Below are 22,559 nucleotides of genomic sequence, written 5' to 3' on the forward strand. Positions count from 1 at the left end.
TCCTGACCGAACGGGACGGCCGCACGTCGAATCCGACGTCGGGCGAATCGAGAGTCCCGCCGAAGTCCAACAGCGCCTGGGCGCCGCGCGTCGCCGCCCGCGCCGTCAGCCTTCGTTGCGGGTCAGGTCCGTGAAGAGGTCGGGCCAGCCGCCCTCCGAGGAGTTCCGCTTGTGCTGGTCCAGGAGTTGGTGCACGGTTCGTTGGAGGCGGGCGCCGAGGTCCGGGCGGCTTGTCACCTCTCTGAGTGCGGTGCGCAGTTCGGGTGTGCGGTTCACCGGGACGCACTGGAGCAGATCCGCGGCGAACACATCGTCCAGGTGGGGTAGTTCGCGGACGATCCGCAACTGTGTGTCCGTACTGCCGTCCGGGACGAAGGACCACATGGGCGCCCGCCACGCCTGGGCGATGTCCTTGCGCCGTGCCGAGCCCAGGGTGCTTGCCCGCACGCGTCGGCCGACGTCGAGCAGGAGGTCGGTGCGTTCCTCCTCGGTGAGCGGGGCCTTCCGCCGGTCCGTGAAGACGTAGTTGCACAGCTTGATGACGGCGCGGGCGTCGACGGGTTCGTGGAACGTCAGCCGGAGTGCTTCGGGAACATCCGAGACCGTGCCGTGGACGCTGTACCACCACACGCACCACAGGCGGGCCTTGCGGCCGAGCTCACTCACGCAGTCGAGTGTGCCGCCTGCGCGCGTGCCGTCGGCGCCGCACTGTGCGCGCAGCAGCCGCAGGGCATCCTCGGGCGGGTACTGGTTCCGCTCGAGTCCCGCTCCGACGAGTTCGACGAGCCAGCCCACGGCCAGGGGGTCGGGGATGCGGTCGATCCACCCTGCCAGTTCTTCCCAGGGGAGGCCGAGGGAGCCGGACTGTCGCTGGAGTACGACGAGGAGTTCGGCCAGGGCCTTCAGTTTCGTACGGGCCTGGGGACTCATGCCCTTCGGGCGGACGGGCGGTACGGCGGCGCGCAGGGTCTCGACGGCCGAGGCGGTGAGCCTGGTCAGCGATGCGTCGTCGAGGGTCACACCGTTCACCAACATCCGTTTGGCGTGCTGGAGTTCGCCGATGCGCAGGAGCAGGTCCATCATGAGCCCGGCCTCTTCGACGGTCGAGGCGTGCTTCTTGTACGGGTCCACCCAGGCCGTGATGTCCGGCCCCCTCAGGGCGAACCCGCCCGGGAGTTCACCGATCGCGGTGCGGGCCTCGGGGATGCCGGAGTACGTGCCACGCACCAGCAGCGGGAGCAGGCACGTGCCCGACCGCCAGACCTGGACGGGGTTCCCGTCGGGTGACTGCCATGCGGCGGCCGCGCGCCCGGCCACGTCGGCCACGCGGTACGGCGGCAGGTCGAGCTGTTCCAGGGCCGTGCGGATCACTTTGGCGCGGGTGTAGGCGAGTTCCTTCCCCTCGGAGTCGGCGGAGTCCGCGGGGTTTTCGGGCGTCTCGGAGACCTCCGAGATCGGCATGCCCTGTACCAACCAGTCGACGGCGAGGTCGCGAACGGCCCGGCCGGCAGGGGTGTCGGAGTCCATGAGGCGGACCAGGGAGCCCCGGGAGAGATCGGCGATCCGTTCCCTGCGGGTGACCTCGACGAGGAGGCCGACCAGGGTGGCCGGGTCCGCGTCGGCGGGGCAGACGTCCGCGGCGGCGGTGAGAAGGGCGTTGAGCAGCGAACGGTCCACGGTCGTCGGTCCGGTGCCGTCCGAGAACCGAGGGACCAGCGCGGCGAGCCGGTCGACCAGGTCGGTGAAGGACAGCGTGCGCAGATACGGCAGTTGGACCGAGGCGTGCGCCTTGATGAGCACGGAGGAGGCCACCGTGATGTCGCCGAGCAGTTCGTCCGCCCGGCCGGCCCACGTCCGCGGCTCACCGTGGACCGTGCTCAACGAGGCCATTCTCACCAGGACTTCGGCGACATACGGGTAGTTCTCGGCCTCGAGTGCGGCCCGCGTGACGGACTTGACGAAGGGGAAGGCGTCCCCGGGGCGCGCGGGCAGGAGGCTGACGAGGAAGGCGGCGAACTCGCCGCGTGTGGACAGTTCTTGGCCGCCTTCGACCGCGCGCTCGACGAGCCCTGACATCCGTACGGTGTCGACGACCTGCCCGGGGTCGCGGGGCAGCAGGCGGCCGAGCGCCTCCAGGACGGCGAGCCAGGCGTTGTCCGCGCGGGCCGCGGCGGTCCGGAGACAGGAGGCGTCCCGGGGTTCGTACGGGCGTCCCGGGGAGGGGAGGAGTTCCAGGAACTGCCGCAGGGCGGGCAGCGCCAGCCGCGGGGAACCGAGGATGCGCAGCAGGTCGGGCAGCATGGCCCGGGACGGCAGGGAACTCTGGGCGCAGACCGACAACACGGCGCGGCGCAGGCCGTAGCGGACGGTGGTGCGCTCGTCGTCGAGGTCGTCGGCGATGGTCGTCAGCAGCTGCCCGACCATGGCCGTCGCGGCGTCCGCGGTCTCCTGTGTACGGTCCGCGCAGAGCCAGGCCTGTTCCAGCACGGCCAGCAGGAAGTAGTCCTCGCCGTCGGGGACTTGGAGCCGCTCGACGAGCGAGCCGAGTCCGGCGGCGCCGTGGCCGTGGACGAGGGCACGGCTCGCGGCGTACTCGAAGAACGTCTGGTGGAAGAACTGGAAGACGCCGCCCGCGACGTGGCCCACTCCGCGTGCCTCAAGGTGCTCCACCTCCGTCCTCAGCCGCGCGGCGGTGAGGGCGGCGGGCAGCCGGACCCGGTCGACCGACGCCTCGGGGCGGCCGGTCCGCAGCATCTCCAGCGCGAGCGCCATGGCCGTATCGCCGAGATCGAGGTCGAGATCGGGGCCGTCGTCGAAGCGGCCGCCACCGGAACCCCGGGAACGGCGGTCCCAGGAGCGGCGGTCGCAGGTCACCCGGTGGTCCCAGTACGTCTCGTACAGGCCGGTGGTGTCGACCACGTCGGGGACCTGGCCCGGCGTGTAGATCTCGAACAGCATGCGCAGCGTCAGCGGGCGCAGGCACAGGGGGTGCAGGGAGATGTCCCGCGCGACGATCGCCAGCATTCTGCTGATCAGGTCTTCCCGCAGCTGCGGGTCGTTGGTGAAGAACCTGCTGTGGGCGAGCACCGCACGCTCGAACTCGCTCGTGGTGTGCGAGCCGGTTCCGGCGCCGGTGGCGTAGTCCTTCAGGCGCAGACGCTGCCACTCCGAGGGGAGTTCGCCCGCCTCCGTCACTCGCGACGTCATGGCGACCGCGGCACCCGCGTCCTTCGCGGCGTGCACGACGGTGACCAGCCGTACCCAGTCGTCCTCGTTGTTGACCAGCACGTCGACGGTGTCGATCAGGACCGTCACGGTCCGACCGTCGTCGCGCGCCCGCCGGATCGCCTCGACCAGCGTGTCCGGGTCGACCTTGCCGGCCCCCGACGGGCCACTGACCAGCCAGGTCGCCTTGAGGAAGAACACCTCCCCGGTGGGTGTTCCGCAGCGGCGCCGGGCAAGGCTCCACAGGATGCTGGTCTTGCCGCATCCCGCCTCCCCGACGACCACGAGGGGGGTGACCGCGTCGGCGTCCAGCCGCTCCAGCAGTTCCTCCTCCAGATCGCGGGTGACGTAGAGGCCCGCCGCGAACTGGCTGCTCTCCTCAGCGTCGGCGAACACGGTCCCGGAGACCGTGCCCGCCGCCCGCAGGGCCCGGTCGCTGAGCAGGCGCAGCCGGGGCAGCGGGTCGTCGGAGCGGAAGCCGAGGGCGGGTTGGAGGGAGGTGGGGGCCGGGGGACGCGCGCGGTAGGACGGGGAGTCGGCGAGGGCGGAGGCGAGCCGCCGCCGTACGACGGCCTCGGTCCCGGTTCCGGTCCCGGCCTCGTGCGGCTGGTCGCGGGTCTCGCGCGGCGAGCCCGGGACGGCGGGCACGCCACGAAGGTCCACCTGGGGCAGCAGGGCCAGGCTTCCCGACGCGTCGCCGTCGACCAGTACGGGCACCAGGCGGCTCGGAGCGCTCGCGTGGTCGAAGTCGTGGACGATGTGGTCGCGTTCGTCCGTCATGGCGGGGTCGGCGAGATAGGCGGGGCTCACGAGGGCGAGCACCTTGCCGCCGCCGTCCACGTGTTCCCGGAGCGTGCGGTGCCCCGACCGGTCGGCGGCGGGGCCCATCAGCACGTCGTGTCCCAAGGCTGTCAGGACGTCGTGCACGAGCTCGGCCCAGGGCTGGTTCTCCGGCACCCAACTCAGCATCAGGGAACGCGCGGTGGGGCTCGGCGGGTCCAGGATCCAGGCGTGCGGTCCGTCCGCCACGGCCCGCGCGATCGCCGAAGCCGGAACGCCCTGGTTGACTCCGCCGGCGGCGTAGTGGTGGATGCCGACGAGCCGGCCGTCGGGGTCGACGACGGGGCCGCCGGACGACCCCGGCATGGTGTTCACCTCCGGGTATCGGATCCGCGTGCCCTGGTCGTTGATCACGGTCCGGGCGGTCGTGTACGTGATCCGCGTCGGCTCGCCGAGCGGGTGGTGCACGATGAACAGCAGGCGCGTGCCGTGGAAGTCGTAGGTGCCCGGCTCCAGCCGGTAGTGACCGCGTGGACCACGTGCGCCACGGCCTGCGGACAACTCGTCGAAGGCGTACGGCACTTGACCGCCGTCGACGCGCAGGAGGGCGTAGTCGAGCTGATCCGGCGGCACGTCCCAGGACAGCGGGGAAGTGGCTCGTTCGGCGGGGCTGGGCGGGCTGGACGCGAGCAGTTCCGTCAACTGCACCCGTACGCCGCGCTCGTGAGGTGCGGTCCGTTCGGCGCCGGAGGGCGTACCGAAGTCGAAACGAGCCTCCAAGGAGTCCGGCAGCCTCCCCGACTCCAGGGCGGCGCCCACCACATGACTGGCCGTCAGAACGACATCGGGCGCGACCAGTACGCCCGTTCCCACCGGACGGCCGCCGATCTCGATGCGCGCGACCCGTCTCATCATGTCGTGCACGACCTGGATGTGATCCTCCGGGTCGATCAGACCGGCGGCCGCCCGGGTGACGGCTTCCAGACCGGCCCCCGCGACCCCGTCCTCGTCGGCGGCCGCCTCCTGGTCCAGGTCCTGACCCTGGGGCCGAGTGGCAGGCTCATCAGCCATGCGCGCGGACGATCCGGGCCACGGCCTCGGCGGCCCGGTCGACGGTGAGTCCGGCGTCCACGCTCTCGAACCCGCCGAGGCCGGTCGCGCCCGCCGCGATCTCGTCGAACCGGTCGAGGAACTCCTGCCTGACCTCGTCGTCGGAGAACAGCTGCCGATAGTCCAAGGGGGCCCCTCCTCGACGGCGGGACAGCATGCTTGGTCCGCGATGCTCCCCGAAAGGGATGCTACGGGAGTGCCTGTGAGACGCGGGAGTGTTCGGGGGAGCCGCCTCGCATCGAGGACAACTGATCAGTGACCCTGGCCGAGTTGACATACCGCGAGTCATGCAACTGCCGTACCCGACAACCTCGTAGAGATCGGACGGACGGACAACTCCGCGTTCGCGCAAGTAGGGTGCGGCACGCGCTCGTGCGGACCAGGCCGTGAGGGCGGAGCGCAGGAGGCACCGGCAGACATGGAAGTCTGGTTCTTCGTCCTGTTCGTCGTCGCCGTCGGCTGCTTGCTGCTTCTCCGCAGACTGCGTCCGGGCAAGGAAGATCTGCTCGTCGGGCCCAAGAGGGCGCAGGCCCTGGACCGGCTCCAGGCGTCCGTGGTGCGGGACTGGTCCGAGGAGGCCGACAAGCGCGGCCTCACCCCGAACCTCCAGCGACCGCGGCTGCTCCACACGCAGTGGGCGCCCGCGCCACGGGAGCTGACCGACGGCCGCACGCGCGGGCTCACCGGCACCACGGCGGACATGGCCGGGCTCGTCGAGTCCTTCACCGCGCTCGTTCCGCAGCGGCTGGTGATCACCGGCCCGGCCGGTTCGGGCAAGTCGACCCTGCTCCTGCTGTTCCTGCTCGAACTGTGCCGCACACGCGAACTCGACCTCGCCGAACAGGGTCCTCGGGCACAGGACGCCGAGGCCCTGCCTCCCGTGCCCGTCCTGTTCTCCCTCAGTTCCTACGATCCGAGGCGCCACGGGCTGCTGGACTGGCTGGCCGGGCGGCTGGCGGCCGAGTACCCCGAGGTGGGGTCGGCGGTTTCCGCGAGGGACCTTCTCCACCGGGGCCATGTGCTGCCTTGTCTCGACGGGCTCGACGAAATCCCGAAGAAGCGTGTCGTCAGGGTGTTGGGCCGTATCCGCAGGGAGTTCGCCACCGCACGACCGGTGATTCTCGCCTGCCGTACGGAGGAGTACGAGCAAGCCCTGGCCCTGGGGCCGGTACTGCACGGTGCCTCGGTCACCGAGGCACGCGAGCTGGCCTTTCCGCATGTGATGGACTACCTGCGCGCCAGCCTCGGAGAGGGCGGCCCCAGCCACAGAAAATGGGCGGACCTGTTCGGCCGCCTCGAACACGGCTGGGGGGTGCTGGAGGACGAGGTGGCCGCGGCCCGCGAGCGCGGTGTGCCGATGCCCCCGCCGAGTTGGTCCTTGCTGGCACCGACCGCCGACCGGTCCGACGAATCGTCGCTGCGCAAGCGGTGGATGGTTCAGGCAGAAGCGGTGGCAGCTCGGGGCGGCCCGGCACACGAGGTGACTCCGCACCTGCTCGCGGCCCTCGGCGCGGCACTGACCTCACCCCTGACCGCAAGCCTTTTCGCCGATCTGTACGGCTACGCGGACGCCGGCGACGAGACGCCGTTCCAGCGGCTGACGAGTGCCGCCCCCGACGCCGTCCGGGCCGCGATCCTGGAGAACGCGGTGCGCGTCCTCTTCGACCACCGCCTGAACCCGGACAAGTGGCCCGACGCGCGGAGCCACCTGTCCTTCCTGGCCCATCACCTGGAGCGCATCGACCGAACCGACCTTGCCTGGTGGGAGCTGAGCGGTGCGCTCCACCACGGCGTCTACGGCGGCCTGTTGGGACTGCTCGCGGCCGTGGCCGGCGGCATCACCACGGCATCCGCGGTCGACGCGGGGGAAGGCGCGGCGGCCGCGTTCCAGCTGGGCACGGCGGCACTGGGCACCGGGATGCTCGTGTCGTGGTGGGGGCCGGACCGAGTGGCTTCGTGGCTCGACGAGTTCCTGCTCAAGAGGTCCGCGGCGCGGCGAGCGCGTCGGGAGAACCCGGAGACGGAGGCACCATCGGGCAGCCGCGCAGGGGACCCGCGGCTCGGGCGGACGTCGGCCGCCCTCGCTGTCGGGGTGCCGATGGGAGGAATCGAGGGATTCCTCGTCTCCTTTCCCAACGGACCTGCCGTCGGGTTGCTCGTCGGGATTCTGGTCGGCCTGCTGTTCGGCATTCCCGCCGGTCTCCTCGGTGCGGGCGGGCCGGTACGGGGACCGCGCTGGTTCCGCCGCGGCACCGGCTTCCTGCGCCGGGTCGCGGGCGGAGCGGGCATGGGGTTCGCCGCCGGGGTGGTCGTGGGGCTTCTCTTCTGGGGGACCATGCGTGCCATCCACTGGTCCGACGTCGGGCGGGCGGACGGGCCCACCTACGCGCTGGCCTCCGCGCTCCTGTTCGCCTCAGTCGGCATGGCCCTGGGGCTGGTGTCAGGTTTCCTGCGCTGGCTTCAGACACCCGCGCCGGCCGACGACTCCACGTCTCCGCGGATCCTGCTGCGCGGGGACCGGAGGCTGGTCGCCGGGTGGGCTCTGATGATCGCCGGGGGAGCCGGGCTCTTCATGGGCTGGATCATGGCGAACTCCCCGACCGGCCGCGGGCAGGTCGCCCAGGCCAGCGTGCTCCTCGTCGTCCTGGCCCTGTGGGTGCCCATCGCCGTCCGGCCCTGGCCACGGTATGTCGTGGCGCGCTCCTGGCTGTGGCTCCGGGGTGATCTTCCACATGACCTCATGGGGTTCCTGGAACACGCCCACAAGGTGTCGGCGTTGCGGCAGGTGGGCGGTATCTACCAGTTCCGTCACAAGGACGTTCAGGAGTACCTGAGCGGGTCGTACGCAGACGCGAGCATGCGGTCTTAGCTCACTGGGCGTCAGGAGCCTGCGAGGAAGCGGGTCAGTGCGGCTTTCGCCGTGTCGAGCGCGAGCAGCACGGTCTCGGCGGCATCCGCCGGTCGGTCCGCGAACAGGTCGGCCGCCGACTCACGGTCGAGCGCGTCCGGATCGCCGACGGCACACCACCGTTCGACGTCGTCCGGGGCAAGTCCGGCCGTCGACGCCAGCGCGCGGAAGGGCGCTGCCAGCGCCGTGCGCACCACGTGGGTCCCCGGATCCCCGGTGCCGTCCGAGAGAGCGGCCCGGGCACGCAGCAGCGCGAGACCGCCGCCGGGCACGGTGCCGCACCGCAACGCGGCCTGCGCCCTGTGCGCCGCCCGCTCGACCGACTCGGTACGGGCGGCGATCGCCGCCTCCGTCTCCGCGCCGACGACCAGGGACACGGCGTGTGAGGTCAGCCAGGCGACCTGTTCCTCCAACGCCGATCGTTCGTCGTCGGAGTCCGCCAGGTCCAACAGCGCGCGGGTGGAGACGGTCCACCGGCCGAGCATGAGCGGATCGTGACCGCCGCCCACCAGCAACGTCTCCGACGCGGAGACCACCGCCAGGCGGACTCGGCCCAGGACGTCGAACCAGGCGGTGCCCGGGAGCACGCCGGAGCTCTCCGTCAGCGCCGTGGCACCGGTCAGCAGGGCCAACGACCGCAGCCGCTGGTGCCCTTGGCGCCCGGCGGGGACACGGACCACCGTCGGCACCGGCCCGTCCGCCGGATCGCGCAGGGCCCGCAGCAGGCCGCTCCGCGGATCGGAGGCGTCCGCGGTGGTGAGGACCAGGAGAGGTCTGCCCTCCCTACCGAGACGGTCGCGCAGTCTGCGGAAGGCCTCGCCGTCGCCCGTCACCGAGTCGAGCAGCAGCACGTACGGCTTCTCGAGCCGGGTCCGGCGGGTCCAGGCGTCCGTTCCGGGGGCGTCGGCGGCGTAGGGGAACGCGTACCCGGCGGGCACGCGAAGGCCCTGGAGTACGGCCGGCTTCTCGATGGCCCGGGTCACGCCGGGTTCGCAGACCAGGACGCCGTACGGGCCGGCGAGCAGTGCCGCGGCCGATGCCGCCTCGGCCGCCTCCGGGTCTGCGGTCGCACCGCGGGCGACCGCGTCCGGACGGGAACACGGCACCGCCTGATCAGCAAGGGCCGCGCGAGCCAGGTCCAGCGCCGCGACGGATTCCCGGAGCAGTTCGCGGAATCCGCTCCCCCTGGCAAGCTGATCGGCCGCCTCCCCGATCAGGGCCGCGGTGAGGACCGCCGCGGTCGGCGCTCCGTCCCCGGACGCCGCGTCCATCGCGCGAGCGGCCTCTACGACCGGATCGATGCCCGGAACCGCTCGGGGGTCGGCGGCCCGGAAACATGCGGCCACCTGCCGGGCGCTGGTCACCCTGACGGGCCGATCGTCCGGACCAAGCACCGTGGCATCACGGGAACGGGAGCCGAGCAGGGCGCTCATGGCAGCTCCGACGGCCCGTGCACCGGCGCCCGGTGTCGCGTCGTCCCCGCTCCGCCGTATCCCCGGATCCTCCGGAGCCCGGACGCGCGGCAGCGGGCGGGCGAGGGCGTCGCGCAGCAGCTCGGCGTGGGTTCCTGCCAGGATCCGGGAGGCGATGAGGGAGGTGGGGATGCCCTGGTTCTTCGAGCTGTCGTGAAAGCCGTGGTGCATGGCCACCAGAAGGCCGTCCTCGGTGACGAGGGGGCTGCCCGACGAACCTGGCAAGGTGTTCGCGGCTCGGTACCGGACACGGCTCTCGCCGGAGCGCCGAACCGCCTCGGGCTTGCTGTAGTCCACCAGGAGACGCAGAGGGAAGTGGAAGAGACTCAGCGGGCCGCCGCCGAAGGCGTAGTCCTCCTCGAACGGCTTGTAGTAGGCCCTGGGACGCAGGAGGCCGTTCGGCTCCACCACATCGGGTGGATGCTCGGCGAGGCGCACGAAGGCGAAGTCCAGACCGTCCTCGGCGGTCTTCACGCCAAATAGCTTCGGGTCGTCCGGGGCGGGTGGGCTGGAGTCGAGGAGCTCGATGAGGGGAATCCGCACAGCGTCCTGTGCGGCGGCATGCCCCGGGTCGTCGTATCGGGGGAACACGGCCACCATCCCGGCCACCGGCCCGGCACCGGACGCGCCGAGTGACAGCCGGACCGCGTGACTCACGGTGAGCAGCAGGGCGGGCCCGACCAGAAAACCCGTGGCCACCTGGCTGCCGCCGCGCTCCAGACGGGCGACCCGTGACTCGGCCTCGGCGAGTCTCGCCCTGGCGTCCTGGGTCGAGTGCATTCCGGCGCCGGGGTTGGTGACCGCCTGGAGCGCGGGACCCGAGTCCGGGGCCTCCATCGTCACGAGGCGCGCTTCCGGATGAGACGGGCCACGTCCGCGGCGGGTACGGCGTCGTTGCGTTTCCCCGGCAGCCCCTGGAAATGGAGGCCGAGCGCCCGGCCGGTGTCCAGGTCCACGACGACGGAACCGGAGTTGCCGCCGAGGGTCGTCGCGTCGTGATGGATCCACGGGTTGCTGGCGGACGAGATGAGCTGCCCCGGAGCAAGCCGCTTGCACTCGAAGATGTTGTTGAAGATGCGCGTGCGGTCCTCCGGGTCGTCGTGCCGCCCGACGAAGGGGTAGCCGATCACCCCCACCCAACGGCCCACGGTGAGACCGTCCTTGCCCTTGGCCAGCTCGATCGGCGGCGGCAGAGGCTCGCCGTTCTCACCGGTCGGAGCGAGCCTGAGCAACGCGGCGTCGCAGGCGGAGGAGTCCGGCTCGATCCAGACCACCTCCGTCACCTTGAACCGTGATTCCTGCGTCCGGCCGTGCTCGTGGCGCCAGTCGACGTAGGCGTGCACCTGTTTCATGGGGTTCGCGCGGAACCTGAAGCCGCCGCGGCCCCTCTTCGCGAACTGCTCCGCCACGTGGCGGTTGGTGACGGCCAGATCTTCGGCCACCATCCAGCCGGTGCCGACCCAATCGAGGTCGTGGTTGCGCAGATCGATCCGTCCCACGCTGGGAATGACGCCCTCAAGGCGGCGCCGAGCGGCCTTCACCTTGGCGGCGACCACACGGCTCTCGGCCTCGTCGTCGGGGGCGTCGGCCACGGTGCCGAAGGTGTTGCGCCGCACCAGGTAGACCGGCCTGCCGAACTGTCGGACGATGGCCTCCAAGCCGCTCTCATCGCCCTGCCAGGTGCCCTCGGCCATCGCCTTGACGGCGCCGGCGGCCCGGTCGACGTCCAGGATGCCTTCCAGCCCCCCGACGCTCTCCAGACCCCCCGACACCGAGGCCGCGTCCCTGATCTCCTCGAAGCGGTCGAGGAACTCCTCCCTCACCTCGGCGTCGGCGAAGATCTGCGTGTACTCCATGTCGGCCCCCGTCGCTACGGTGCTGCTGGGACGGACACGCTACTGGGTGACGGACCGGACACGCAGGGGCATGAGAGAGCGTCAAGTCCCGTTCGGGGTCCCCGGTGTGCCGGGCGGTGGCGTGAGGTCGCGACGTTTGATCTTGCCGCTCGACGTGGTGGGCAGGGTCGCTACGGCATGTAGCGCCTTGGGGATCTTGTACGGGGCCAGCTGGGAACGGGTGAACCCGAGGATCGCCACCGGATCCGGGGCCTGTCCGTGCGCCGGCACGACGTAGGCGTGTGCGACCTCGCCGAGTCTGGGGTCGGACACCCGGCCCGCTCCGACCGGGGCGACGTCCGGATGCCCGGCGAGGACCCTTTCGATCTCGGCCGGACAGACGTTGTACCCGCCGCTGAGGATCATGTCCTTGAGCCGGTCGACGACATGGAAATGCCGGCCGTGCCGGTGCGCGATGTCGCCCGTGTGCGTCCAGCCGTCCGGTTCGATGGTTTCGCGGGTCGCCGTCTCGTTGCCGTAGTACCCGAGGGTGACCAGCGGTCCGCGGACCATCAGCTCGCCGTCCTCGCCCTCGGGTGCGTCCGCGGTGACCTGGTCGAGGGACGCCACCCGGACCTCCGTCCCGGGAAAGGCCACCCCGATCGAGCCCCTGGCCGGCGGAGCGTACGCGGCGTGCGTCGTCGCCAGGCCGGAGAGTTCGGTCATTCCCCACAGCTCCAGCAAGGGCGCGCCGGTCGCCTTCTCCCATGCCTCGACGACCGCGTCGGAGATGGTCTGGCCGCCGACCGTGCAGCGGGTCACCGTCGTGAAGTCGGCGACCGTCGTGGCGAGCGCGTCCAGCAACATCGTGTACATGGCCGGCACACCCTCGATCATGGTGACACCGTGCTCGGCCACGAGCCCCAGCATGCGCGTGGCGTCGAAGCGCGGCTCAAGGACCACCGTCGCTTCGGCCAGCAGAGCGGAGTTGACCGCGCAGTTGCCGTAGACGTGCGGCAGGGGCAGCGCGGTCAGTACGACGTCCGCGGCGGACCGGCCATGCATCGCGGCCGTGTAGGCCCAGTTCAGCAGGAGCACCTCGCGAGCCTGCATGGCGCCCTTCGGACGGCCGGTCGTCCCCGAGGTGTAGGAGATGCCGCACAGGTCCCGAGGCCGGGCGGAGGAGGAGTCCCAGCCCGCCGAGCCGGCGCCGAGCAGATCGGCGAACCGTACGACCCCGGCCGGGGGGACCATACGGAACTCGCGGACTCGATCACCAGAGTGTTCCGCCGCGAGGGCCTCGCCGTGGACACGGCCTACGACGGCAGGACCGCGCTCGACCTCGCGATCGACGTCGACTACGACGTGGTCGTCCTCGACCGCGGCCTCCTCGACGTGCACGGCGACGAGGTCTGCGCCGACATCACTGCCGAGGGCGTCCGCACCAAGGTGCTCATGCTCGCCGCCGCCACCTCCATCGCCGACCGGGTCGAGGGCCTCGGCCTCGGCGCCGACGACTACCTCCCCAAGCCCTTCGCCTGGGCCGAACTCCTCGCCCGCACCCGGGCCCTCGGCCGCCGCGCCCACCCCGTGCGGCAGCCCGTCCTCGCCCGCGGCCGCCTCCTGCTCGACCCCGCCAGCCACGCCGGCACCCAACTTCCCCTCACCGCGAAGGAGTTCGGCGTACTCGCCTACCTGCTCGGTGCCGAGGGACGGACCGTGCCGGCGGACGAGCTGCTCGCCAAGGTGTCCGCGCCCGCCGACGAGGACGAACCCGTCGGCGGGCCCGAGCGGACGGGAACGGGCGCGACGGGTCGCTCCGTCCGCCAGGGGTGCCCCACAGGTGATGGTGGAGGGAGAGGACGATGCCGATCGCGCGCGTCAACGGAACAGATCTCAGCTACGACGACTACGGCTACGACCGTGGCTACGACGACCGCGGCCACGGTGGCCCGGGGGAGCCGGTCGTGCTGGTGGCCGGCACCGTCCGCCCGGGGCGGGTCTGGCGGACCCACCAGGTGCCCGCGCTCAGAGCGGCCGGCCATCGGGTGGTCACGCTCGACAACCGCGGCATCCCGCCGACCGGTCCGTCCCCCCCCGACGGATTCACTCTCGACGACATGGCCGCGGACGTCGCCGGTCTGATCGAGCATCTGGGTGCCGGGCCCTGCCGGGTCGTGGGCCACTCGCTGGGCGGTCTCATCGCGCAGGAACTCCTCCTCGCACGGCCCGAACTCGTCACCAGGGTCGTGCTGATGGCCAGTTGCGGACGCGCGGACGCGCTGATCACCGCCATGTCGGCCGCCGACATCGAGCTGGCCGACAGTGGCGTCAAGATCCCCTCCGCCGTGCCCGCGTACCGGCAGGCCCCGCAGAACCTCTCACCACGGACGTTCAACGACGAGGACAGACTGCGCGACTGGCTCGGCATCCTCGAACTCGCCGGCCCCGACCCGTCGACGGTCCGCGCCCAACTCGGCCTCGAAGTCGTCCCGAACCGCCTCCCGCACTACCGACGGATCACTCACCCCTGCCTCGTCATCGGCTTCCAGGACGACCTGGTCGTCCGCCCGCACCTCTCCCGCGAACTCGCCGCGGCCATCCCGTCAGCCGCGTACGCGAGATACCCGGCTGTGGTCACTACGGCTACCTGGAACAGCCCGACGCCGTGAACGAGGCGATCATCGGATTCCTCACCGGTTGACCAGGGGCTTCGCCGTGCCGTCGTGCCGTCGTGCCGTCGTGCCGTCGGAAAGTCGAGCGGTCGATCGGCTGGATATGAACACCCTCCGCGATGTGAGGGACTACGTCCACCTCGTCCCCGAACCCTGTGGCAACGAGCCCTCCGTCCTGGAGTGGGGAGAATCCGTACGGTCCATCTGCCTCCACACCGGGAAGACCACCCGGCACCTCCACGCATTGTCCCCTCGGGCACCGACCAGACCGCCGAGGTTGACGATGGAACGGGTCCCTACCTGCTGTCCGGCCTGTTGTCTGCCGTCCGCTCGCCGTCCGCCGGGTGCGTGGCTGTCCGGTGCAAGCGGATCACCGCGTACGTCTCGCCGTGCCTTGGCGGTCGAGTCCATGAACGGGTGGTGCATGTGTGCAGCCGCCCGTTCGCGATGGCATGACGCGGCAGCGACGCACCGAACTCGCCGGCCACCGATTCCAGCAGCGACCGCTCCACTCCGGCCCCGTCTTCCACGTCACCGAAGAACCGGCTCGGATCCAGCGCCTGCGGTATTTCCCCGCTGCGCCGGATCTCTCCGTCCGCGTACGTGAACGCGTACTGCTCGACACCGTCCCGCGCCACCGAGAGGTGGAAGAAGGGTCCACCGTGCCGTGTCCTCAAGTCGCTCCACACCACCACCGCACGGGTGCCCTCGCTGGCGGACGCGGCGGGGGAGACGAAGCGCCGCCGGTCGAACGGGGCGGGATGGCCGTCGAAGGCGAAGCTCCAGCCGGTGCCGGCCCGGCCGACTGCCATGAGAGCCCTGTCGTCGTAGGACGAGAACTCCCTCCGGTTGCGCGTCGATCTGTCGCGCGCTTCCCAGAAGGTCATGGGGTCGTTCAGCACGGTACTGTCCGCGTTCTCGTCCGCGAGCCGTCCGGGCAACTCCGCCGGCTCCGCGCCTTCCACCAGGACGAACCGGTAGGACGTGCGGTTGTTGCCCGGGTCCGGTTCCGCGAGCCACGCCAGGTCGCCCGGGTCGAGGTCGGCCGTCGGCCTCGGTGCCTCGCCGGTCTGCCCGCCCCTAGGTGTGGACAGCAACTCGCGGCCCCGCTCCGGGGTCAGCAGTGGCCCGAGTACGGGGTCGGCCACCCACCCCAACGGCGCCAGATGGTCCGGTCCCAGCGGTTTCCACAGAGGAAGTGCGTTGCTCAGCGTCCGCCATGCCTCGTCGGTGTCTCCCCACCGCGCCAACTCCCGCGCCCGCTCGACCGCTTCCCCGAACGGTCCGGCCGCCGTGTACCGGTACGTGCCGTTCCGCACCTGATCCAGCGTCGCGAAGGCCAGTGACATCAAGTCGTCGTCGGCGCCCCGGAGTTGGTACCTCAGCGTGGAGTCGTCCCGGTACGAGTGGGCCGCGTGCTCGGCGACCAGCAGTGGCAGCAGCTCGGGCGTGTACCGCGGGTCCGTCACCAGGCCGTCGAAGTACACCATGTAGGTCTGTCCGAGCAGCCGGCGTATCTGGTCACCCAGCCCGGCGGCTCGCGGTCTGCCGTATCCCTTGGCCTCGTCCAGCGCCTTCGCCGCCTGTTCCCAGCCGCCGCGCAGCGCCTCCAGCCGGGCCTCCTCCACCTGGGCGTCCAGCTTTCGCGTCGTGTCGTTGGCGAACACCGGCTCTCCGTCGCTCCGGTGCGCCCGCAGGCTGTGGAACTCGCGGTGCATGTCCCGCATGAACGCGAGGAAGTTCGCGTACCGTTCGGGCGGCGCGGCCCGCCAGCTCGCCCAGGTGTACACGGCCCACTCGCCGTCCTCGTCCACGTCCTCGGGATCGAGGAAGACGTACGTGATGTCGGACTCGACGTCGAGCTGGAGCCCGCGCCGCCAGATGCCGGCCGCCCGCCTCTCCTTGGGCCCGGCGTCCTCGGTCAGGTGCTCCTCGAACATGTCCGCGAGGCCTGACTCGTTGTTGTGCCAGTGCGCGCCCTCGGTCCCCGCCAGCAGTCCCACGAACCCGCCCGCGTGCCGCCACCCGTCGCTGACTTTGAGGAACTCCCGGTACGACGGGGGCATTTGGCGGCCGAGGCGCTCCTCCATGGCCGCGATCCGCTCCTCCGAAGCGGGTGGTGACCCCAGCCAGCGCGCCCGTCGCGCGGCCTCGTCGCCCTCGCCCCGCGTCTCGCTGTCCAGCAGGGAATCAGCCCACTCCCCGCTCCACCCGAGCAGGAAGGACCACCAGTCGAATGCCGTGGGATCCGTCATACGCCCGATGCTGCCACCCACCACTGACAGTGCCCCGCGGCTTCCGTTCAGCCGGGAACTCGTCCGTGCTCTGCGCACGAGCGGCGGTGAACCGCACCGGGGAGTCGGAAACGGGGAGTGGGCGCTTACCGGTGGCCGGGACTGTGATCGCCGTATCGGATGAGTTTGCGCTCCGGTCAATGACCGCCGCTGAGTTCGCCGCTGAGGGTCTTGTGGATGCGCGCGCTGGGCTCGTTCAGGCTGATGATCTCGACGGACTTGCCGCGCTGGGCGTACTTCGTCTCGATGGCGTCGAGCGCGGCCACCGACGAGGCGTCCCAGATGTGTGCGGCCGAGAGGTCGATGACGACCTTGTCGGGGTCGGTGGCGTAGTTGAACCGGCCGACGAGGTCGTTGGAGGCGGCGAAGAAGAGCTCGCCGGTGACCGAGTACACGACCTGCGTGCCGTCGAGGGCGGTGACGGAGGTGACGTCGGCCAGGTGGGCGACGCGCTTGGCGAAGATGACCATGGCGGTGATGCTGCCGACGACGACGCCGATGGCGAGGTTGGACGTGGTGACCACGCAGGCGACGGTGATCACCATGACGGTGATCTCCCCGGCGGGCATCCGCTTGAGGGTCTTGGGCGCGATGGAGTGCCAGTCGAAGGTCGCGAAGCAGACCATCACCATGACGGCGACCAGGGCGGCCATCGGGATGTCGGAGACGACCGGACCGAAGACGACGCACAGCACCATCAGGAACGCACCGGCCAGGAACGTCGACAGCCGGGTACGGGCGCCGGAGACCCGTACGTTGATCATGGTCTGGCCGATCATGGCGCAGCCGCCCATGCCGCCGAAGAAACCGGTGACGATGTTCGCGATGCCCTGGCCGATGGACTCACGGGTCTTGTTGGAGTGGGTGTCGGTGATGTCGTCGACGAGCTTGGCGGTCATCAGCGACTCCATCAGGCCGACCAGGGCCACGGCGAGCGCGTACGGCGCGATGATCTTCAGCGTCTCCAGGGTGAACGGCACGTCCGGCAGGCCCGGCACAGGCAGCGAGGACGGCAGGTCGCCCTTGTCGCCCACGGTCGGCACCGCGATCCCGGCGGCGACGGTGATGGCGGTGAGGACGGCGATGGACACCAGCGGCGCCGGGATCACCTTGGTGACCCTCGGGAAGAACACCATCAGGGCCAGGCCGGCGGCGAGGAGCGGATAGACGGCCCAGGGCACGTCATGCATCTCCGGCACCTGCGCCACGAAGATGAGGATGGCGAGGGAGTTGACGAAGCCGACCATCACCGAGCGCGGCACGAACCGCATCAGCTTCGCGACGCCGAGCGCGCCGAGGACGATCTGGAAGACACCGGCGAGGATCACGGCCGCGACCAGATAGCCGAAGCCGTGCTCGCGGTTGAGCGGACCGATGACCAGGGCGACGGCACCCGTGGCCGCGGAGATCATGGCGGGCCGGCCGCCGACGACCGCGATGGTCACGGCCATCGTGAACGACGCGAACAAGCCGATCGCCGGGTCGACCCCGGCGATGATCGAGAACGAGATCGCCTCCGGAATCAGCGCGAGGGCGACCACCAGACCGGCCAGCACCTCGGTGCGCAACACCTTCGGCGACAGCCAGGACGGACGGCGGAAGCCGGGCATCCACGCGGCCGGGGACAGTGGGGACGGTGCGGAGGGGGACAAGAGGAGAGGAACCTGTCGTGCTCGGGCGCGCCGCCCGGTGTCACCGTGGGCGCGCAGGGAGGTATCGGGGAGGGGTGGGCAGCGATCCGGCCGAGGGCCGCGAGCGGCGGACCGACGTCGACGGTCGGCGGCGAAGCGACCCGCGAGGGAACATAGCGCGCGCTGCTTGTGGGCGAAGGATCACGGCGGGCAGGCGTCGGCGCCGGGCATCAGGAACAGGCGCACGCGCTCTCTTGCGGACTTCGGTCCTCGCCGGGGGCTTCGTCGGCCCCGACACGGTTGACGGTCACGGGCCGACATCCCGCACCAGGGGAACGGGGCGCGGCACACGTCGACCTCAACACCGCGAAACTCTACCCTAACGTTAGAGTAGAGATCGGCGGCGGTCCTCCGGGTCCGCATCGAGAGACGAGGAAGGCCCCGCGTGAGCAGCGAGCACATGCAGATCGGTGAGGTCGCCGCACGGACCGAACTGTCGCTGCGCACCATCCGGCACTACGAGGAGACCGGCCTGGTCACCCCCTCCGCCCGCTCCCAGGGCGGCTTCCGCCTCTACACCGAATCCGACGTCGCCCGCCTGATGGTCATCCGCCGGATGAAACCGCTCGGCTTCACGCTGGACGAGATGCGCGACCTGCTCGAAGCCACGGACCGCCTGGACTCCGACGAGGAACTGCCGACCACGGAGCACGAGGAACTGCTGGAGCGGGTGCGCGGCTTCGAGCGCGCCGCTCAACAGCGGGTGGCGGATCTGCGCACCCAGCTGGCACGGGCGGAGGAGTTCGCGATCACGCTGGCGGAGCGCCTGAAGCGGAGCCCGGCGCTCTGACGCAGTCCTCGCGAGGACCTTTCTCAACCAGCCGCTCCGATCGGTCAGTTGATGGTGCGTGGCGCGAACCCTGGTGAGCGGAGGGCCGGTTGGGTACACCGCTCACCGGCCGGCGGCGAACGCCTGCCAGCCGTTCTCGAGCAGGTCGAAGGCGCGGGTGATGGCCTGGCGTGGGTCGTCGTGGCCGCGGGCCGTGCGGGGGGCTTCGAGGGCGAAGTGGGCCAGGGCGGCGCAGGTGGGGTCGTCCGCCGGTAGGCCGCTGTCCTCGGCGATGGTGTGGGCGAGGGCGTTGGCGTGGCGCAGCCACATGACCTGGACGTAGTCGCGCAGTGCCGGGGTGCTGTTGACCAGGTCGAAGAACGCGGTGAAGCGGGCGTCGCCGCCGGCGGCCGCCATGCGGTAGCGCAGCGCGTGCTCGCGCAGGGCCGCGGGGATCGACTGGCCGTGGGGGCGTTCGCGCACCGCCGCGAGCAGGCGTGCCTCCTGGTCGGCGTCCTCGTCGAAGACAAGGGCCTCCTTGACCGGGAAGTGCTTGAACAGGGTGGTGGTGGACACGTCGGCGGCGTCCGCGATCTCGCGGATGCCCACATCGTCGTAGCCCCGTTCCAGGAACAGCCGCAGGGCGGCGTCGGCGATGGCCTGGCGGGTGGCGGCCTTCTTCCGCTCGCGGCGTCCCACTGGCGCGGCCGGGGCGGGGGTGGTGTCTGTGTGGGGCATACCCGGGACTTTACCCTTCGGTGAATCGGATGCGAAAGTCCAACGGTCCAGAAAGTGCAACGGTTGCACTTAGTGAGTCGGTGTGCTCTTCTGGGGTGGCGGCTCGCGGATCACTACTCCCCGCGCCCCGCCTTCTGACCTCATCCCCTTCCCACCCCATCTCCTTCGTCATTCCGTCCCTTTCTGCTTCTGCCTGAAAGGAGTGATCAGTCATGCCCGCGACCGCTTCTCTCCCCTCCGCCGAGCCGGCCGTACCGAAGAACGTGCGCTGGGTCCTGCTCGGCGTCATGCTCGCGATGCTGTTGTCGATGCTCGACAACATGGTCGTCAGCACCGCGATGCCCACGATCGTCAGTGACCTGGGCGGCCTGGAGCACATCTCCTGGGTCGTGACCGCCTACACGCTCGTCACCGCCGTGACCACCCCGGTGTGGGGCAAGCTCGGCGATCTGGTCGGCCGCAAGAGCATGTATCTGGCGTCGATCGCCGTGTTCATCGTCGGCTCCGCGCTGTGCGGGGCGGCCCAGTCCATGGGCGAGTTGATCGCCTTCCGTGTCGTGCAGGGCATCGGTGCCGGCGGTATCGGCGCGGGCGCCTTCGCTCTGATCGGCGCCCTCGTGCCGCCGCGCGAGCGTGGCAAGTACCAGGGCATGACCGCCTCCGTCATGGCGATCGGCACGATCGGCGGCCCGCTGCTGGGCGGGTTCGTCACCGGTCACTGGGACTGGCGTTGGGCCTTCTACGTCAACCTGCCGCTCGGCCTGATCTCCCTGGTGTGGCTGGCGCTGATGCTGCGCACCCCCGCCCAGCGCATCAAGGCGAGGATCGACTGGCTCGGCATCGGTCTGCTGACCGTCGCCATCACCGCCGTCGTCCTCGCCGCCACCTGGGCGGGCACCACGTACGCGTGGGGGTCCTGGCAGATCCTGTCCCTCGGCGCCGCGGCCGTGATCGGGCTGGTCCTGTTCGTCCGGGTGGAGCAGCGGGTCGGTGAGCCGCTGCTCCCGCTGGGCGTGTTCACCAGCCACCGCAACTACCCGCTGGCGATGGCCATGATCCTGGTCGCCGGTGTGGTCATGTTCGGCGGCGGCCTGTACCTGCCGCTGTTCCAGCAGACCGTGCAGGGCGCGTCGGCCACCAACTCCGGGCTGCTGATGCTGCCGATGATGGTCCCCGTCGTGCTCGTGTCCACCCTCGCGGGCAAGGTCATGTCCGCCACCGGGAAGTACAAGATCTTCCCCGTCGTCGGCACCGCGTTCCTGACCGCCGGCCTCGGGCTGCTGGCCACCATGGACACCGGGACCTCGCGCCTGCTGACCGGCCTGTACATGGTGCTCGTCGGCGTCGGCCTGGGCTTCACCCTCCAGATGGCCTCTACGATCGCGCAGAACAGCGTCGCGCTGCGGGACATGGGCGCCGCCATGAGTTCGGTCAACCTCTTCCGCACGCTGGGCGGTTCGCTCGGCGTCGCCGTCTTCGGCTCGCTGTTCACCCGCGCCACCCGGTCACACCTGCCGGGCACCGGCGGCACCGGCACCGACGCCGACGCGAGCGCCCTGGGGAAGCTTCCTCAGGGCGCCAAGGACGCCTACCTCCACGCGGTCGCCGTCGGCATCGATCACATCTTCCTCACCGGCGCGATCCTGTGCGCCCTCGCCTTCGTCGCGGCGCTCTTCGTCATCGAGGTCCCTCTGAAGGGGGCCGGCGCGCCCGCACCTGCCGACACGGCAGGGAACACCCCGGCCGCCACCGTCACCGCCACTGCCACCGCCACCTGAGTCAACTCCCGCGCGCAGCAGCACAGTTCACGCGACACGAACACGAACACGAACGGAGCACCACCATGAACTCAACTACGAAGGCCACCGCCACGAAGACCACCGCCACGAAGATCAGCCCCACCCCCCGCATCGCGATCATCGGCGCCGGTCCCGGCGGCCTGACCTGCGCCCGCATCCTCCAGCGGCACGGCATCACCGCCACCGTCCACGACCACCAGACCGGTCCCGAGGCACGGAACCAGGGCGGAACCCTCGACCTGCACGAGGACAACGGCCAGATCGCCCTGCGTGAGGCCGGACTGCTGGAGGAGTTCTTCCAACGCTCCCGCCCCGAAGGGCAGGAGTCGCGGCAGATGGACCCGGCAGGCACGATCCTCTTCCACCACACCCCCGAAGAAGGCGAGAGCTTCAAGCCGGAGATCGACCGCGGCCAACTGCGCGACCTCCTCCTCGACTCGCTCCAACCCGGCACCGTGCAGTGGGGACACACCCTCCGGTCCGTCGAAGGGCCCGCGGAAGGACCCCGCCGACTGCACTTCACCGACGGCACCGCCATCGAGGCCGACCTCGTCATCGGCGCCGACGGCGCCTGGTCCCAGGTCCGGGCCGCCATCTCCCCGGCCACCCCCGGGTACAGCGGCGTCAGCTTCCTCGAAGCCTGGTTCGACGACGTCGAGAACCGGCACCCCGACATCGCCGAACTCGTCGGCCAGGGCAGCGCCGCCGCGGCCGACGGCGACCGCGGTCTGTTCGCCCAGCGCAGCAGCGGCGACCACATCCGCGTCTACGCCATCCAGCGCGTCCCCGCCGACTGGATCACCGCCCGTGGCCTGACCGCCCAGGACACCGACGGCATCCGCGCCTTCCTCCTCGACCAGTACCGCGGCTGGTCACCCCGCCTGCGCCGGCTGATCACCGACAATGACGGCCCCTACGTGGACCGCCCCATCCACGCGCTTCCCGTCCCGCACACCTGGGAGCACAACCCCACGATCACCCTGCTCGGCGACGCCGCCCACCTCATGCCGCCGCTCGGCGTCGGCGTCAACCTCGCCATGCTCGACGCCTGCGAACTCGCCCTGGCCGTCGCGAACCACCACACCGTCGACGACGCGATCCACGCCTACGAGAAGACCATGCTGCCCCGCTCCCACGAGATGCAGCGACTCCTCGACAACGGCGCCGAGCAGCTCCTGTCCACGGAGCTGCCCGACTTCGTCACGGAGGTACAGCGCAATGCGTAGCCCTTTACGTGATTCCACTGAAGTCCCCGCTCTCCCC

At 70.8% G+C, this 22,559-nt stretch carries 12 protein-coding genes and 2 pseudogenes; 6 read left to right on the plus strand and 8 right to left on the minus strand.

Annotated features, from left to right (window positions below; all coding sequences use genetic code 11):
• Window positions 1-105: 105 nt before the first annotated feature.
• Both OG714_RS47355 and OG714_RS47360 read right to left on the minus strand, forming a co-directional pair.
• Window positions 106-5,076 carry a trypsin-like peptidase domain-containing protein gene (locus OG714_RS47355; protein ID WP_406130594.1) on the minus strand — a complete coding sequence of 1,657 codons (4,971 nt, stop codon included), beginning with the start codon at window positions 5,074-5,076 and terminating at the stop codon, window positions 106-108.
• The gene (locus OG714_RS47360) at window positions 5,069-5,242 is read right to left on the minus strand and encodes a hypothetical protein (RefSeq protein ID WP_406130596.1); all 174 of its coding nucleotides are present in this window, start codon (window positions 5,240-5,242) and stop codon (window positions 5,069-5,071) included. The genes OG714_RS47355 and OG714_RS47360 overlap by 8 nt, the downstream gene beginning before the upstream one ends.
• Before the next feature lie 291 nt (window positions 5,243-5,533).
• On the opposite strand from OG714_RS47360, the gene OG714_RS47365 reads away from it, so the two are divergent.
• Complete coding sequence (locus tag OG714_RS47365) at window positions 5,534-7,984, plus strand: hypothetical protein (protein WP_406130598.1); 2,451 nt, start codon at window positions 5,534-5,536, stop codon at window positions 7,982-7,984.
• Window positions 7,985-7,995: 11 nt separating this feature from the next.
• On the opposite strand, the gene OG714_RS47370 is transcribed toward OG714_RS47365, so the two are convergent.
• From OG714_RS47370 to OG714_RS47380, 3 genes are all read right to left on the minus strand, one after another.
• Window positions 7,996-10,332: a trypsin-like peptidase domain-containing protein gene (locus tag OG714_RS47370; RefSeq protein ID WP_406132186.1), complete on the minus strand. Its 2,337-nt coding sequence runs from the start codon at window positions 10,330-10,332 to the stop codon at window positions 7,996-7,998.
• 2 nt (window positions 10,333-10,334) lie between these two features.
• Complete coding sequence (locus OG714_RS47375) at window positions 10,335-11,351, minus strand: trypsin-like serine peptidase (protein ID WP_406130599.1); 1,017 nt, start codon at window positions 11,349-11,351, stop codon at window positions 10,335-10,337.
• 81 nt (window positions 11,352-11,432) lie between these two features.
• Window positions 11,433-12,584, minus strand: a complete 1,152-nt coding sequence (locus OG714_RS47380; RefSeq protein ID WP_406130601.1) for a class I adenylate-forming enzyme family protein — start codon at window positions 12,582-12,584, stop codon at window positions 11,433-11,435.
• A 51-nt stretch (window positions 12,585-12,635) separates the two neighbouring features.
• Between OG714_RS47380 and OG714_RS47385 the strand changes: the two are divergent.
• Window positions 12,636-12,830 (plus strand): annotated as a pseudogene (locus OG714_RS47385) (response regulator); the annotation flags it as partial.
• A 365-nt stretch (window positions 12,831-13,195) separates the two neighbouring features.
• A pseudogene (locus OG714_RS47390) lies at window positions 13,196-14,034 on the plus strand (alpha/beta fold hydrolase).
• Window positions 14,035-14,301: 267 nt separating this feature from the next.
• Here OG714_RS47390 and OG714_RS47395 read toward each other — a convergent pair.
• Together OG714_RS47395 and OG714_RS47400 are read right to left on the minus strand one after the other, a co-directional pair.
• Window positions 14,302-16,260 carry an SMI1/KNR4 family protein gene (locus OG714_RS47395; RefSeq protein ID WP_406130602.1) on the minus strand — a complete coding sequence of 653 codons (1,959 nt, stop codon included), beginning with the start codon at window positions 16,258-16,260 and terminating at the stop codon, window positions 14,302-14,304.
• Window positions 16,261-16,436: 176 nt separating this feature from the next.
• Window positions 16,437-17,909: a SulP family inorganic anion transporter gene (locus tag OG714_RS47400; RefSeq protein ID WP_406132187.1), complete on the minus strand. Its 1,473-nt coding sequence runs from the start codon at window positions 17,907-17,909 to the stop codon at window positions 16,437-16,439.
• 466 nt (window positions 17,910-18,375) lie between these two features.
• Between OG714_RS47400 and OG714_RS47405 the strand changes: the two genes are divergently transcribed.
• Window positions 18,376-18,780 carry a MerR family transcriptional regulator gene (locus OG714_RS47405; protein ID WP_406130604.1) on the plus strand — a complete coding sequence of 135 codons (405 nt, stop codon included), beginning with the start codon at window positions 18,376-18,378 and terminating at the stop codon, window positions 18,778-18,780.
• Between the two features lie 102 nt (window positions 18,781-18,882).
• Here the strand turns inward: OG714_RS47405 and OG714_RS47410 are convergent, their stop codons facing one another.
• Window positions 18,883-19,497 (minus strand): TetR/AcrR family transcriptional regulator, encoded by a 615-nt coding sequence (locus OG714_RS47410; RefSeq protein WP_406130605.1) that lies wholly within the window; start codon window positions 19,495-19,497, stop codon window positions 18,883-18,885.
• Window positions 19,498-19,709: 212 nt separating this feature from the next.
• Between OG714_RS47410 and OG714_RS47415 the strand changes: the two genes are divergently transcribed.
• Both OG714_RS47415 and OG714_RS47420 read left to right on the plus strand, forming a co-directional pair.
• A complete protein-coding gene (locus OG714_RS47415; protein WP_406130607.1) occupies window positions 19,710-21,275 on the plus strand; it encodes an MDR family MFS transporter in 1,566 nt (521 codons plus the stop codon).
• A 65-nt stretch (window positions 21,276-21,340) separates the two neighbouring features.
• A complete protein-coding gene (locus OG714_RS47420; protein ID WP_406130608.1) occupies window positions 21,341-22,522 on the plus strand; it encodes an FAD-dependent oxidoreductase in 1,182 nt (393 codons plus the stop codon).
• Window positions 22,523-22,559 lie beyond the last annotated feature (37 nt).

Origin of the sequence: Streptomyces sp. NBC_00989 (assembly GCF_045162655.1) — a bacterium.
Classification (GTDB): Bacteria; Actinomycetota; Actinomycetes; order Streptomycetales; family Streptomycetaceae; genus Streptomyces.